This is a genomic window from Brevibacillus sp. AY1 (assembly GCF_029870785.1).
Classification (GTDB): Bacteria; Bacillota; Bacilli; order Brevibacillales; family Brevibacillaceae; genus Brevibacillus; species Brevibacillus invocatus.
On sequence record NZ_JAFLPN010000022.1, the window covers coordinates 1 to 14,801 of the forward strand.

The 14,801-nt window shown below is 49.9% G+C and carries 16 protein-coding genes and 1 pseudogene; 6 read left to right on the forward strand and 11 right to left on the reverse strand.

Translation table 11 applies throughout. The annotated features are described in order from the left end of the window. Positions 1-364 precede the first annotated feature (364 nt). From JZI27_RS16620 to JZI27_RS16630, 3 genes are all read right to left on the reverse strand, one after another. Positions 365-610, reverse strand: a complete 246-nt coding sequence (locus tag JZI27_RS16620; RefSeq protein ID WP_280208332.1) for a hypothetical protein — start codon at positions 608-610, stop codon at positions 365-367. Between the two features lie 130 nt (positions 611-740). Continuing rightward, positions 741-1,541 (reverse strand): HAD family hydrolase, encoded by an 801-nt coding sequence (locus tag JZI27_RS16625; protein ID WP_122910802.1) that lies wholly within the window; start codon positions 1,539-1,541, stop codon positions 741-743. Between the two features lie 145 nt (positions 1,542-1,686). After that, on the reverse strand, positions 1,687-2,214 hold the full coding sequence (locus tag JZI27_RS16630) for a GNAT family N-acetyltransferase (protein ID WP_122910803.1): 528 nt from the start codon (positions 2,212-2,214) through the stop codon (positions 1,687-1,689). Between the two features lie 199 nt (positions 2,215-2,413). Here JZI27_RS16630 and JZI27_RS16635 point away from each other — a divergent pair, with 199 nt between their 5' ends. Then, positions 2,414-3,121: a M15 family metallopeptidase gene (locus tag JZI27_RS16635; RefSeq protein WP_280208390.1), complete on the forward strand. Its 708-nt coding sequence runs from the start codon at positions 2,414-2,416 to the stop codon at positions 3,119-3,121. Positions 3,122-3,186: 65 nt separating this feature from the next. Here the strand turns inward: JZI27_RS16635 and JZI27_RS16640 are convergent, their stop codons facing one another. The 7 genes from JZI27_RS16640 to JZI27_RS16670 all read right to left on the reverse strand — a co-directional run bounded on the left by JZI27_RS16640 (position 3,187) and on the right by JZI27_RS16670 (position 10,362). Beyond that, complete coding sequence (locus JZI27_RS16640; protein ID WP_280208333.1) at positions 3,187-3,354, reverse strand: hypothetical protein; 168 nt, start codon at positions 3,352-3,354, stop codon at positions 3,187-3,189. Between the two features lie 200 nt (positions 3,355-3,554). After that, positions 3,555-5,042: a M81 family metallopeptidase gene (locus JZI27_RS16645; RefSeq protein WP_280208334.1), complete on the reverse strand. Its 1,488-nt coding sequence runs from the start codon at positions 5,040-5,042 to the stop codon at positions 3,555-3,557. A 64-nt stretch (positions 5,043-5,106) separates the two neighbouring features. Then, positions 5,107-5,865: an ABC transporter ATP-binding protein gene (locus JZI27_RS16650; RefSeq protein ID WP_122910807.1), complete on the reverse strand. Its 759-nt coding sequence runs from the start codon at positions 5,863-5,865 to the stop codon at positions 5,107-5,109. A gap of 1 nt (position 5,866) precedes the next feature. Further along, positions 5,867-6,823: an ABC transporter ATP-binding protein gene (locus JZI27_RS16655; RefSeq protein ID WP_183185237.1), complete on the reverse strand. Its 957-nt coding sequence runs from the start codon at positions 6,821-6,823 to the stop codon at positions 5,867-5,869. Positions 6,824-6,833: 10 nt separating this feature from the next. Then, a complete protein-coding gene (locus tag JZI27_RS16660) occupies positions 6,834-7,730 on the reverse strand; it encodes an ABC transporter permease (protein ID WP_280208335.1) in 897 nt (298 codons plus the stop codon). A gap of 11 nt (positions 7,731-7,741) precedes the next feature. Further along, positions 7,742-8,746, reverse strand: a complete 1,005-nt coding sequence (locus JZI27_RS16665; RefSeq protein WP_122910809.1) for an ABC transporter permease — start codon at positions 8,744-8,746, stop codon at positions 7,742-7,744. A gap of 20 nt (positions 8,747-8,766) precedes the next feature. Beyond that, on the reverse strand, positions 8,767-10,362 hold the full coding sequence (locus JZI27_RS16670; RefSeq protein ID WP_122910810.1) for an ABC transporter substrate-binding protein: 1,596 nt from the start codon (positions 10,360-10,362) through the stop codon (positions 8,767-8,769). Between the two features lie 219 nt (positions 10,363-10,581). Here JZI27_RS16670 and JZI27_RS16675 point away from each other — a divergent pair, with 219 nt between their 5' ends. The 5 genes and pseudogenes from JZI27_RS16675 to JZI27_RS16695 all read left to right on the forward strand — a co-directional run. Further along, positions 10,582-11,328, forward strand: coding sequence for a response regulator transcription factor (locus JZI27_RS16675; RefSeq protein WP_280208338.1), 747 nt, complete (start codon positions 10,582-10,584; stop codon positions 11,326-11,328). Between the two features lie 11 nt (positions 11,329-11,339). Further along, entirely contained in the window at positions 11,340-13,112 is a 1,773-nt protein-coding gene (locus JZI27_RS16680; RefSeq protein ID WP_251245008.1) for a cache domain-containing sensor histidine kinase, read from the forward strand. A gap of 85 nt (positions 13,113-13,197) precedes the next feature. Beyond that, positions 13,198-13,476, forward strand: coding sequence for a type II toxin-antitoxin system Phd/YefM family antitoxin (locus tag JZI27_RS16685; protein WP_245997193.1), 279 nt, complete (start codon positions 13,198-13,200; stop codon positions 13,474-13,476). Further along, a complete protein-coding gene (locus JZI27_RS16690; RefSeq protein ID WP_122910814.1) occupies positions 13,460-13,786 on the forward strand; it encodes a type II toxin-antitoxin system RelE/ParE family toxin in 327 nt (108 codons plus the stop codon). Before JZI27_RS16685 ends, JZI27_RS16690 begins: the two co-directional genes overlap by 17 nt. Before the next feature lie 94 nt (positions 13,787-13,880). Beyond that, positions 13,881-14,090 (forward strand): annotated as a pseudogene (locus JZI27_RS16695) (redoxin domain-containing protein); the annotation flags it as partial. A 170-nt stretch (positions 14,091-14,260) separates the two neighbouring features. Here the strand turns inward: JZI27_RS16695 and JZI27_RS16700 are convergent. Then, the gene (locus JZI27_RS16700; protein WP_280208341.1) at positions 14,261-14,560 is read right to left on the reverse strand and encodes a hypothetical protein; all 300 of its coding nucleotides are present in this window, start codon (positions 14,558-14,560) and stop codon (positions 14,261-14,263) included. Positions 14,561-14,801: the final 241 nt, after the last annotated feature.

Consider the following 14,801-nt stretch of genomic DNA (forward strand, 5'->3'; position numbering starts at 1 on the left):
TTTTTAAAAAAGGATAAAGAAGAGATTGGAGCAGTCTGTATATTTTTAAGATGAGCAATTATGAAATTGATTCACATAAGAGGCTAATTCTCCATCACTGATTAAAATATTCCTTTCAAACGGAGGAGCAATCGATACATTGCGAACCTTAATTTCATCTAACACTTCAAAAAACCTCGAAGCAAATACAAGACGATCATATTGCAGCCATCGTTCGCCAACATTTTGACGCCGGATCGTATACTCCTTCGTTTCAGATGAAAAAGCAACGTCATATTGGATGAACCCGTTTTCCGTGCTACTGATTAAATCATAAGTCAACCTTTTTCAAGTCGGGCATGAGGTTCTATGTTCATTTCACTTCTTATATTTCCCCAATCATCTGAAAACCGCAATTGCGAAGCATGGTTGTTGGCCGGAAAAATAAGAGAAAGATCATGAAACCCAGAGGTAAAGCAAGCTCATTTATCCGAAAGGTAAACGCACCCAAAAGATAGTATCCAACGATTTTAAATCCAAGGTTTGACTCGATCTCTTCTCTGTTTTTATAACGGTACATAAGCAGTACCACGATGATTGCCGTCAAAGTGATAGATATAATCATGTACACTTCCCTTTTCACCTATATTCAATAAGGAATAACCTGGAAATTATTGTATCACAACCTTGCTTCACTAAGGTTCTTTTTCCAAAAGAAATAACCCCCCAAACCACTTGGCGGGCAAAGACAAATCCACTCTTTAAGCTTCCTCTAACGAATCAATAACCTTCTGAATGTCCCGCAGACTTACAATCTCATGGGAAGGGACGATATCGCCCGTGAGCGGCATGCCGTGTCGATTGATCCACATATTGCGCATCCCGACTGCATGGGAACCCTGGATGTCTGTCGTCAGCTTGTCTCCTACCATCACGCCTTCTTCTGCTGTGATCTCCAGCAAGCTCATGGCGTGCTCGAAAATGGATGGTGCAGGCTTGCCTTGACCGAAATCACCGGAAATGATGATGTGATCGAAATAAGGCGCGAGCTCGGGTACGCCAGCCAGCTTTTCCTGTTGCAGATCAGGTGATCCGTTGGTGAGGAGAAGGAGCTTGTACTTCTCTTTCAGCTGGTCCAGCACCTCGAAGGTTTCTTCATAAACGATCGGTCGGCTTCTTCTTTCCGCAGCGAACATTTCTCCTAGCTTGTAGCCAAGCTCTTCGTCTTCAATGCCCATGGCCCGCAGACCGCGTGTCCACGCTTCCTTTCGGTAAAGCGGGACAAAGGACTGGAGCTTGCGAAACTCTTCCTGCTTCCCTTCCGCAAACTTAGCCCACAATCCCTCAAACGGATTGATCCCAATCATTTTGGTAAATGGAAATGCCTCGAAGGCTTCATAGATGGCCCTAGCTTCGCTGCGAACCGCAGCTTCCAGACGCTCTGTGTCTACCTCGTAATGCTTGGCTGCTTCTTCGCAGGTCGCTTGAAACGCTTCCTTCACGCTTCGCTCGTCCCACAGCAACGTATCATCCAAATCAAATAGAATCGCTTTAATAGCCATTTGTCGTAAAATCTCCTTTTCCCCTGTATGGTCTCTCTCGCTTCTAAGATCACGGAAATAGGCCGTCTTTCAACCTTGAAGCAATTTGTTTTTGGTTCGTTCTATTTGGATCATACCATGCAATCCGTTCGTTCTGCTTGCTTCTTTACAATAATCGCTTTGCAAAGCAATGCCGGTTTTTCCCTCCGTACATCGGGCGAGTAAATTGAAGGGTAAAGCCTGCCGCCTGCAAATTTTTCATACTCGCATGATTTTCAGGATGAACGGTGGAATACAGGTACAGACACCCTTTCTCCCGCGCACGTTTTTCGCGCAGCTCATGGAAATGTCTCTGCAATCCCAGACCTCGAACAGACTCGTGAACCACCGTTGAGTCCAGTACGCCAACAAGCGGCAATTCCTGCTCCGACACCCCGAATTCTCGTCCTAGATTTTGTTCGCTCATTCCCGGAAAAGCCAAAACCGTATAGGCTGCGAGCTTCCCATCCAGGTAGGCGCCATAGATTTCACCCTTCTCTTGAATGAGCTCTTGCAAGTAGCCTTCTTCGTCCATCGCAAACAGATCCTGCGCAGGCAGACGAGAGATGACATCCTCCATCAGCTTTCTTATATCTTCTACATCCCCGTGTCCTAAACGACGTATTTGTAATTCCATACCTTCTCTATTACGCATTCGCAGATTCCCTTCAAAACCATAGGTAGTTGCTTCATCCCCATTCTACCACAAGGAAGATGTGAAGGACCCTTGCCAAAGGGTTGCCATTCCTTACACATCTCTAGGCACGGGCGTCAAAAATCAAAATATTTGTATTTTACTTGAATTTAAATATGATACCATATTCCCAAAACGAATTGACGAGGTGAAAGTTGTGATGTATCCCTCTATCCCGCCGATCCCGGAAGTGTCAACTGCCAACATGTCCGTCTTGCAAGAATGTGGCGAACCCTTGCTTGCGCTTTCTACGCTTTCACCTAAAATAGCTGTCTACTCGGCTTATTATCATCAGGGGTACGATGGCGCACTTCCTGAAATCTACCTGCGGGAAAATGCCGCCAAGCGATTGATCGCCGCCGCTGAAAAGCTGCCTGCCAGCTTTCATCTGGTCGCACTGGACGGCTGGCGATCCACACAGGTACAGGCTTCTCTCTATGAGCAATTTCGTCAATCTCTCTTGCGTCAGGGCTGGCAGGAAGGAGCTGCACTCAAAGCTGAGCTCGGCAAGTTCGTTGCTCTGCCGACTACAGATAGGCAAAAGCCTTCTCCCCATCTCTCTGGGGGTGCGATCGATCTGACCATCGCGGGACCGGACGGCTGGCTGGATATGGGTACGGATTTCGACGACTTCAGCGATATGGCTGAGACCCGATATTTTGAGGAAATCTCAGAGCCTACCGAGCAGCAAAGAGCCATCCGGGACAATCGTCGTCTGCTCTACCATCTCATGATCGAAGGCGGATTTGTCAACTATCCAAAAGAATGGTGGCACTATGAATACGGCACCAGAAGCTGGGCGGTACGCACGCAGCAAGAGCCGCGGTATGGAGGCATCCAGACCATTCACGAAATATCGAAGTCATAACGATAGCAACGCGGCTGTCCCCCTTCTACACATTACTCGGGACAGCCGCTATTTTTCGTTCCTGCCTATGATTTTGCTTGTTCTGCTCGGGGAGCTTTGTTCCCGATCTTGTAAATGCTCACGATCATGATTCCGATGGTGACTAGCATGACGATCAGAGCGGGTTGGAAATTGCCGAACAGGTCGACCGTCAGACCGAAAAATGCAGGACCGAGCGATCCAAGGGGAAACATGCAGCATCAGCAAAATGACCTCATGACCAGCTGATCATTTTGTTAGAAAACTTGGCTACGCCAAGCTTTTGGCGGAGCCTTAGTTGCACTTATACTATCTTCCGCTAATCTTTTTAGCGCTTTAGCGCACTCAACACTTTCCGATAGTAAAATAAAAACTGACCTTACCGGCGCGGTAGGGTCAGTCCTGAAAGGCCTTCTTATATTTCGTCTCCAGCCGACCATTTCATGCCAGCATGAAGCGGGTAGACAGGCTCGGGCAATTGTTGATAGCGAAAAGTGGTGACATCCAGAGTGGAGAGTCCAGGTGAATCGACGGTCAAAATTCGTACGGCATGCTGTTCAAAAAAGGCGCGAAAATGCTGGCTTGACTTGAGGCACACAAGCTTGTAGCGGGTGATGTCGATTCCGTGCAAACGGAAAATCTCGTCGTCCATCACCTGCGCCCTTTTGGAGCAGACGATGACGTCTACGTTCCCGATCACCAGACGTGCAGAGCGCCCCATCCGTATAAGTGACCCCGCTCCCATCGGAGAGGTTCGGATAAATGAGCCATCCGTTACTGCTTTGACGTAAGCTTCTGCTTCCACGGGCTGACCATGCAGCTGGTCCGTTTTCCCGCCAAGTCGAAGCTGGATCGTTGCCCCCGGTCCTGCCTCATGCGCCATGCGAGCAGCTTCCGGGTCGTACAGCATGCCAAAGCAAGTATGGGGCTGGTTGGCCGCAAGCAGCGCCGCGAGCAGGTACGTCCCATCCCCCGGTGTACCAGCCCCCGGATTATCGGACGTTTCATTGATCACCACCGGTTGCCCCTCAGCAGCAAGTGCAGTGCGGATTCCCGTGTCAGGTGACGGATGCTTTTGCATGAATGCTTCTCTGCGCGCCCAAATCTGGTTCGCTACCTCATCTGCCGCTTCTTTCGCCAGCTTATCGTCCCCATCAGCTGTCACGAGTACAGATGCCCCTACATAGGGTGTGTCCGTATACGGAAAACCGTGAAAAAACGTGCAATCCAAAATGCCTGGTCGCGCTTCCCATTCCTCGCAGAGCCGATTCACCTCTGCTGCAGGACCTTGGTTCGTAGTGGAGGTAGGCACCAATAACGGCAGTCTGGTCAGGTGCATCACTGGTTTGATCCTGCCTGAAACCAGCTCGAACATCCGCTGGATCACTTCTGCTCCCCTGTCGTATTCATCCGTGTGCGGATACAGATTGACGCCTAGCAGCAGATCGGCTGCTTGCACAAAAGCTTCATTCAGATTTCCGTGCAAATCCAGCGCTGCCCCGATCGGCAGCTCTTCTCCGAACTCCTGACGCAAACAGCGCATGAGATCCTCTTCGATCTGTGCACGATGCTGTGCTACACCTGCTCCGTGCAGACTCAAGCAGATAGCGTCAAACTCCCCCGCTGCTTTCAAACTGGCTACCAAATTCTGCTTCAGCTGCTCCCAAGTGTCCTCTTCGATGATCCCTGATGGATAAGCAACCGCTGAAAAGGTCGGAACCAGCTCTGCGCCCAGCTCCTTACCTTTGTCGATCATCCCGCCTATGTAGCTGCGCACGCCCGTGTGAGCACGGATGATATCCTCTCCATACAGCCATTCCTGCTGCCGGAATGTGGCTACATCCGTGATGCCAGAAGCAAACGTATTGGTTTCATGGACCAGCTGTCCAATAGCAAATCTCAATGTTGGCCCCCTCTCTTGCCCGTGCGATCTCCTCATCCCGTCAGGCTTTTCATGTAAAAAACGGTCATGACCGTTTTGTCATCTGTGGCAGACTGGCCAGCAGACGTTGCGAATACGCTTCCTGCGGCTCCGTAAACAAAGCTTCTGTCTCATTTTCCTCTATCAGTCTACCATGATACAGCACGCCGACACGATCACACATATACCGGATGACCGACATATCGTGCGAGATAAACAAGTAGGTAAGCCCCAGCTCCTGCTGCAAGGACTTGAGCAGATTGAGGATTTGCGCCTGAATGGAGATATCCAGCGCGGAAGTAGGCTCGTCAAGAATGAGGAATGCAGGCTCGGTAATGATGGCTCGGGCGATCGCAATCCGCTGACGCTGTCCGCCGGAAAATTCGTGCGGATAGCGTGTGAGATGATCCTCATGCATCCCTACTCGTCTTACCAATTCCCTCAAATAGTCGTCTGACGATTTTTTCAGTCGCTCCTCACGCGGCAATGCGCGCAAAGGCTCGGTGATAATTTGCCTGATGTTCATGCGCACATCCAGGGAAGACTGCGGGTCCTGAAAAACAACCTGCAGGCTGCCCGGTTTTGGGCGATGGAAGCGATTGTTTTTCCACAGCTCCTCTCCAAAGAAAGAGACAACTCCTTGAGTGGGTGCCAGCAACCCGCAAATCATATTGCCGATCGTACTCTTGCCGGAGCCGGACTCCCCGACCAATCCGTAGGTTTCGCCTTTTTGAATATGAAAGCTTACCTGGTCCACCGCCTTGGTAGTGCCAAACGATTTTTCTAGCTCTTGTACGGTCAGCATCCTATCGTTTTCCCTCCCAACAGGCGATCCGATGGCCATTCAGGCCCTCAACGACTGGCGGTTTCTCCTGGCATCGTGCCGTCCGCTTGGGGCAACGATCCCAAAAGACGCAGCCGACTGGCCGTTTCCTAGCGTTGAAGGATTCCCCCTCGATGACCTTCAAAGGCTGGCTTTTCGGCTTTCCTTCCGGCAAAGCCTCGATCAGGGCGCGTGTGTAGGGATGGTTGGAATGAAACAGGACTTCCTCGGTTTTTCCAGACTCGACCACCGTTCCCCCGTACATGACATACACCCGATCACACATATTCGCCACCACGCCAATATCGTGCGTAATCAGCATGACACTCGTCCCTGTTTGTGTGCTCAGCTCTTTCATCAGCTTCAACACCTCGGCCTGCACGGTCACATCCAGCGCAGTAGTCGGCTCATCGGCAATCAACAGCTCTGGCGGTGACGACATCGCCAAGGCCACCACCACACGCTGACGCATGCCCCCGCTCAATTCATGGGGATACTGGCGAAACACCTTCTGTGGGTCCTTCATCTGCACTGCTGCCAAGGCCTCCACTGCCAAGCGATCCGCTTCTGCCTGAGTCACTCCCTGATGCTTCCGAATGACGTTTGCCAGCTGTTTGCCAATGCGCATGGTCGGATTGAGTGCCGTCATCGGTTCCTGGAACACCATGCCGATTTTTTTCCCGCGCAATCCCTGTATCTCTTTTTCCTTCATCCCCAGTACGTCCTGCCCCTTGAAACGAATGCTTCCCCCTGTATAGGTCGCATTGCGATCAAGCAAGCGAAGGACCGACTGGGCTGTCACTGATTTTCCCGAGCCCGATTCCCCGACGATCCCGACGATCTCTCCGGGCTCGATGGACAGCGAGACGCGATCGAGAACAGGCATGGTGCCGTATAGGGTGTGAAAGGACAAGGACAGGTCTGTTATTTCAAGCAGCATCGTGTATCACCTACCTCGCTGATCTGGGATCCAGCATGTCGCGAAGCCCATCCCCGATAATGTTGAAGCTGATTGTGACGAGAAAGATGGCAATCCCCGGAAAGGTCGGGTACCACCACTGATCGAGAAAATAACGCCAGCCTGTGCTGATGATCGCACCCCACTCTGGGGTCGGCGGCTGCACCCCAAGTCCCAAAAAGCCCAAGGTCGCCACCATCAGGATCGCATCTCCCAAATCCAGTGTCATCTGAATAATCACAGGTGTAATCACATTGGGAATGATATGACGGACAATGATCCACGTATCCGACAGCCCAAAGGTCTGGGCCGCTTTCACAAACAGCTTTTCCTTCACGACAAGCGTCTCGCTGCGGGCAAGACGGACAAAAGCCGGAATCTTGACAATCACGATGGCCAAAATCGCATTCATCAGGCTCGGCCCCATCGCAGCCGAGAGCGCCATCGCCAAAATCAGCGTGGGGAATGCGAGTATCACATCCATGATGCGCATGATGATCTGTCCGATTTTTCCGCCCAGGTAGCCGGCAACTGCGCCGAGAATCGTCCCGACCAGCCCAGCCACAATAATGATCGATATCCCCATTCCGAGAGACAGCCGGGTGCCGTAGATGACACGGGCAAACAGGTCTCTGCCGACTTCATCCGTACCAAACCAGTGCTCGGCTGAAGGCTTCTGCAAGGCCAAATCCATACGTACCTGGTTCGGATCATTGCCCGTCAGCACGGGTGCGAGCAGAGCGATCAGAACAAACATTATAAAAATCACGCCCCCGACCATCGTCAGCGGATTCTTTCGAAATCGACTCCAAAAGATTTGGACCGTCCCGGGCACTCGCTCAGGAACAACTGCAGGATGGCTGGCTGGTGATGTTTGTGGCGTTTGCATGCTGTTCCTCCTTATTCACGAATTTGTGGATCCAGCACCATATACAGCAGATCCACCAGCAGATTGATCAGGACATAGCCGATGGCAATCAGGATCGTAAAGCCCATGATCGCAGGAAAGTCGAGGCTGCCAATGGAATCCACGACATATTTGCCCATGCCCGGCCAGTTGAAGATCGTCTCTGTCACGACTGCTCCTCCTAATAACGAGCCGATGGACAATCCCACGACCGTAACTGCTGGCATCAAGGCATTGCGAAGCGCATAGCGAATGATCAAAAAGCTGGAGGAAATACCATTGGCACGCGCCGTTTTGATGTAATCCTGCTGCAAAACATCCAGCATTGATGCGCGAATCTGGCGGGTGATCGCCGATAGATGGACGAACGCCAAAATCGAGACTGGCATGATGAGATGAAGCACACTGTTGGAAAAGGCCTCCATGTCCCCGGCGAGCAAGCTGTCGATGGTGTACAAGCCCGTAATGGTAGGCGGTGCATCGATGAACAGGTCAAGCCGCTCAGAAGCAGGCAGCCACCCAAGCACACCGTAAAACAGAATAATGGCCATCAAGCCACTCCAAAAAACGGGAAGCGAGACGCCACTTATCGAAAAAATCCTTCCGATATGATCCCACATGCTGTTGTTTTTGACGGCTGTCAGGACCCCAATAAATACGCCGAGAATGATCGCGATCAGAAATGCGTACAGAACCAGCTCTAGCGTGGCGGGAAAGTATGTAATCAAATCTTCGATAACAGGCTGCTGAGTTCGCAGCGAAGTGCCCAAATCCCCCGTCAAAAGGCCTTGCATATAGTTCAGATACTGCTCGTAAAGCGGATCGTTCAGGCCCATCTGCTCGCGCACTCGCTGGTAGGTTTCCTCCGTCGCCTTGACCCCAACGATCATCCGGGCAGGATCGCCCGGAATGACGTTGGACATCAGGAAGGTGATGCAGGAGACGCCAAAGATGACGACGATCAGCATGAGCAGACGATTGCGTATGACTGCCCACATCCATCCTTCACACCTTTCGTTTATGGACTGACAGACATTTCATCCAGATTGTAGATGCCTTCCAGCATCGGGTTGTACTTGAAGCCCTGTACCTTCTTCGACATCGGCAGCAGGAATTGGCGCTGATCCAGATAAATGTAGACCGCATCCTCGTTGACGATTTTGGTCACGTCCAGGTACAGCTGCAAACGTTTTTCCTGATCCTGGATCGAGGCAGCTTCACGCAGCATCTTGTCGACTTCCTCGTTTTTGTAGAAAGAACGGTTGCCAGACAGCCCCCAACGTTCGGAATCAAACCACGGCGACATGAATTCCCACGGGTCTGCAGTATCGGGACTCCACATCCCCAAGCTCAGGTCAAATTCGCCCTTGTCGAGCATTTCACGCATGGTCGCGTAGGCTACCTTGTTCAGCTTGACTTGAACCCCGATTTGTGAAAAATCGTTTTGCAATGCCAGTGCGATCGGCTCCCATATTGCCCGTTGGTCGGAGTAAAGCAGGGTCAATTCCACACCGGACTTGCCAGATTCGGACAACAGCTGCTTCGCACGATCGAGATCATAGGTGTACATTTTGGCGTTCTCGTCATGTCCCCACAAGCCTTCCGGAACAGGTCCACGCAACTGGATCGCGGTGTCCTGCTGCACATTTTTGATGATCGCCTGATAGTTCACCGCATAGTTCAACGCTTGACGGAACTTAACATCCTTCAACGCTTCGTGTCCTTTGCCGATGTTCATGTACACATAGTCCACCGTAAGGGATGGCGACTTGATCAGCTGGACATTTTCTTCCTTTTCCAGGGCCAGCTGCTGATCTACCGGGATTCCCTCTGCGATATCGATCTCGCCTTTGATCAGCTTTAGGCGAGTCGCGGAAACATCCGAGCTGACTTGAAAGTAAACCGTCGTGATCGCAGGCTTGATGCTGGAATGCGGGTTGGGAGTGTATTTGTAATATTGCGACTTTTTATACTCTGTCAACTGATACGGACCGCTTCCCGCTGTATTTTCGGCCAACCAGCCTTGCGCCAGATCGCCGTCGCGCTCATGCTCCATCACTTTCGGATTGATGATCGAAGCATAGTTGTTCGTGAAGCGCGGCAGGAAAAGCGGGTACGGTTCTTTCAGCTGGAACTCGACGGTAAGCGGATCGATGACCTTCACTTGATCGATCATCGCAAACGAATCGGATGGACCTTTACCTACCTTCAAGAGGCGATCAAATGTGAACTTAACGGCTTCGGCATTCACCTCTGTGCCATCGGCAAACTTGTGTCCCGACTCCAGGGAGAACGTAAACACTTTGTTGTCCGGGCTTACCTTCCACTCTTTGGCCAATCCCGGCACCAGATCTGTCTTTTCGCCATCGTACTCAATCAGCCGTTCATACGAATTGTACGTCAGCTTCCATGCCGAGTTGTCCATCGAGACAGCCGGATCGAGCGGTCCCGGTTCTGCTGGAATCGCGACGACCAGCTTCTGTTCCTTCGACGCGCTTTCTGCCTGCTGAGCCGTTTGAGCGTCTCCCGGAGCCGCACTCGGAGTCTCCTGCTTGGAACAAGCCGCAGCCAAAAGCATGAGCGTTGCGAGCAAGGCCATTCCCCATCGTTTCATACCACTTATACCCCCTTCATTGATAAAACTGAAATTTCTGTATATATTTAATATTTAAATCAATTACCCCATAAAAAACAGGTATCCTATTTTGCATTTGGTATCATCTTTTGACCACTTCACGTATATCCCCTGCTTTTTGAGATTTTTCCGCATGATATACTACAGAAAACAAGCTGCCAACGCTGTTTCACGATACGATGCAAAGGAGGTTTCTGGATGTATCAACTATTAATCGCGGACGATGAATTCGAAATCAGAAACGGACTCAGCCAGTACTTCCCGTGGGACGAGCTCGGCTTCGAGATCGCAAGTCTCGTTGAAAATGGCAGGGAAGTGCTGGATGTCGTCGCCAAACAGCCGATTGATGTCATCCTTTGTGATATTCAGATGCCCGTCATGAGCGGGATCGATGTCGCACGTGAGCTGCACCAGCAGAACTCACCCGTCAAGGTCGTCTTTCTCAGCGGTTACCGAGAGTTCGAGTATGCCCAGCAGGCCCTTTCCTACGGCGTGAAAAGCTACATCGTCAAGCCGACCAAGTACAATGAGCTGGAGAACGTATTTCGTAAGCTGAAAATCGAGCTGGATCAAAGCAAGGGATCACAATCCCCATCCACAAAAGTGCCGGAAGAAAAGGAGTCCGCTGCCCCGGAGACTGTCATCGCCAAGGTAAAAAGCTATCTGGAGCAAAACTACCGGGAAGCCACACTCGACGATGCCGCCCGTCTTGTCCATATGAACCCCTACTATCTGAGCAAATACTTCAAGAAAAAAACAGGTGAAAATTTCTCTGACTATCTGATCCGCGTCAAAATGGAGAAAGCCAAGGAGTTTTTGATGGATGTCAACAACCGGACCTACACCATCAGCGAAATGGTCGGATACAGCAACGTGAAAAATTTTACCCGTACGTTCCGCAAATATGTGGGCAAAAGCCCGAGGGAGTTTCGAAATTGGGAGTAAAGGAATGGCGTATGGACAAACGAAAAATGTACCATGCCTTTTTCATCAAAAACCTCGCTACCTTCCTGATCCCGATGATGATTCCTGTATTCATCCTGGGAACGCTCACCACGATCATCATCCAGCAATACGTCAAGGAAGAAATCGACACCAACAATATCAATCTGCTCAAGCATTCCGAGGAAAAGGTCAGGCTGTTTTTTGACGAGCAGGTCTTGATGAACATGCATTTGGTCGCGCGGGAAATGGATGTTCCCCTGAAAAATCTGTTTCAGAAGGAACACATCACCGCAGAAGACCAGGAGCGCCTTTCCAAGCTGCACAAGCTGTTACACTCCCCTGCCATCTCACGATCGTATATCGACTCCATCTACATTTATTTAAAAAATGACAAGCAGCGTATCTTCACCTCTGCCGACGAACATCTCGTCGAATTGCAGGATTTCCACGACCGCACCTGGTTCGACACCTTTTTGGAAAATAACAAAGGCAAGGCACTGGTCTGGTCAGAGCCCCGCGCTGTCACGCGGTATGAGGTGGAGAACCGCGTCACCAGCTCCAAATTCATCAGCGTGTATAAAAAGCTTGCCGTCTCCGATAACGACGATGGCGTCATCGTCTTTAACATCAAGCACGATTATATCGAGTATTATTTATCCGAGTTCTCGCTCCTCAAGGATCAGAGCTTGCTCATCGTCGACAAGAATCAGGAGGTCATCTTCCGAAAAAACGTTCGTGACTATCTGAATCTGAATGTAAGCGAGCTGATGGCCAACCACTCCTCCTTTTTTCCGCTCAAGATCGGGGAAGAGTCCTACATCGTTTCCATGCACAGCTCCGAGAAATACGGCTGGCGTTTTTATTCCATCGTCCCGGAGTACTCCCTGTACGGGCTGCCTAGACAATTAAGCATATTGGCCCTCTCGATGCTGATCCTCTCGCTTTTGTGTGGGACGGCTCTCGCCTATCAGCTGAGCAAAAAAAATCGCCAAAATATCAAGAGCATTCTCAACCTCTTTCACGCTGCGGAAAAAGGACTTCCCTTGCCGCCTTTGCCCGAGAGAGGAAACGATGTGTACAGCTTTATCGTTCAGGTCACACTGAAAAATTTTATCGAGCAAAACTATTTGAAAATTCAATTATCCGAGCAGGAATACAAGGCTCAGGCGATGGAGCTATCCGCTCTGCAATCCCAATTAAACCCGCATTTTTTGTTCAATACGTTGGAAACCATCTACTGGAAAGCGGCCAGTCTGACCGGAAGACCCAATGTCCTCAATCAAATGGTCGAAAATCTGGCTGATATTTTGCGCTACTCGCTGGAAGGTGAAAGCAAATGGGTGAAGCTGCAGGATGAGGTGACCTATACGCTGAGCTATATCGAAATCCAAAAGGTGCGCTACAAGGATACCTTTGACGTCGTTTGGAAGATGGATGAATCGATCAGTGAGATACGGGTGTTGAAGCTGATCTTGCAGCCTTTGATCGAGAACAGTCTGTATCACGGAATCAAGGAAAAGCAGAGCTATGGCATCATCAAGATCAAGATCAGAGCCCTGCAAGACTCGCTCGCGATCCAGGTCATCGACAACGGGGTCGGGATTCCCAAAGACAAGCTGCTCCTGATTCGGGAAAAGCTGGATGGCTCTCTCGATCAGTCCAAGCATATCGGATTGTTCAATACGCATCGGCGGCTAAAGCTCGCTTTTGGAGACGAGTATGGCCTGCGGATCAAGAGCAAGGCTGGATGGGGGACGGTCATCTCGCTGCGTATCCCGTACTAGTGTGAATCGAGATCACATGGAAATGGCACTGCTGTCAATTTAATGATATAATATCGTCAGAATAATGATATTTAAATAGGGGTTGATGTCATTGAAAATAAAACCATCGACTACAATTCGCCAAGACTATAACGGTTTCTCAAAATACTGCCATGAAATAGATGAGCCGGTCATTCTTACACGGAACGGAGAAGCTGATCTGGTTGTGATGAGTCATGAAGCCTTTCAACGTATGGAAGCCCGCATCAAACTACAGTCGAAGTTGTTAGTAGCTGAGAAGCAAGTAGCTGAGGGAGAGCCTCTGTCTGACCATGACCAAGTCATAGCGAGAATGCGGAGGAAGCTGGATGACGCAAAGGAATAAAGTCGTCTATTCTCCTGCTGCAATCGATGATATGGATGAAATTTTTTCGTTTTTAACCCAAGAAAATGTTTCTGCCGCAGATCATTTGTTGCAAAAACTGGATCATCGCATTTCAAGTTTGGTAGATTTCCCAAATATGGGCTCTGTACTATCAGAAGATGAATATTCGCTCATACAGCGAGGATACCGTTTTATAGTGGTACATCCCTATTTGATCTTTTACCGGATCATGGAGGATACTGTCGTTATTCATCGGATTTTGCATGGACGACGGGATTACCTTCGAGAATTGTTCGGCTCTTTTGAATAAGAAATAGGATGTTACTTTATTACCAAGACATTTCTATTCAGAGAAACGAGGAGATACATCGATGACAGCACGCATCGGATTGCCTGCACCTGACTTATCCTTCCCGCTCGCTTCCGACTACAGCAAGGAGACCACCAACAGCTACGGTGTCATGGACGAGGCCTCCAAAGCTCCTCTGCGGGCTACCTTTATCATCGACCCGGAAGGCATTGTCCAATATGCCGTCGTCTCCAATTCCAAGGTAGGACGCAGCGTAGATGAAACGATCCGTGTCATTGAAGCTTTGCAGTCTGGCGGTCTGTGATCGATGGACTGGAAACGCAGAGAGTCGACGATCTCCTAACAAAACCGAAACGCCCGTGCGATTTGCAAGTCGCATGGGCGTTTTTTGATTAGATGCAGGTCAACAGCATTTTTTCAAAAATGCTTTAGCATTTTTTTCAAAAATGTTCTAGCATTTTTTTCAAAAATGCTTTAATCATACCTCTCGTCTTCGACACGCATTTCGCCTTCGATGATCCATTCCAGCTCTGTCTCGAAATTCAGCAGGATTTCTGCTGGCAGCTGCTCGACCATCTTCTTGATCTCTTTTTGCTTCATAGCATCGTCCAGTGTTTTCGGCTGTTCCTCCAAACCCTCATACCAAGCACGCACCTCTGCAAACAATGCGTAAAACGACGCTTCGAACTGATCGGCATCTTCTTCAGCATCCTCTTCGACGCTTCGCTTCATCTTCTCCCAATTGTCCAGCATGAGCTGAAATGCTTTTTTCATGGCACTCTCCACGCTCCTCTTCTGTATTCTACCGCCTATCCATTTCATTGTATTGTACATAGAAGCTGACAAGCCCTGCAAAAATAAGGGTCGGATGATCAACGTTTCGTTTTTTGCCACTTTTGATAGCCCGGTTGAGTCATAAAAAAATCCTCATTCACTGTTATGATAAAACTATCCTCATCGAGTAATCAAAGGGGGGAGAACCCTGAACAGACGATGGAGAAGTCTAGTCACCTCT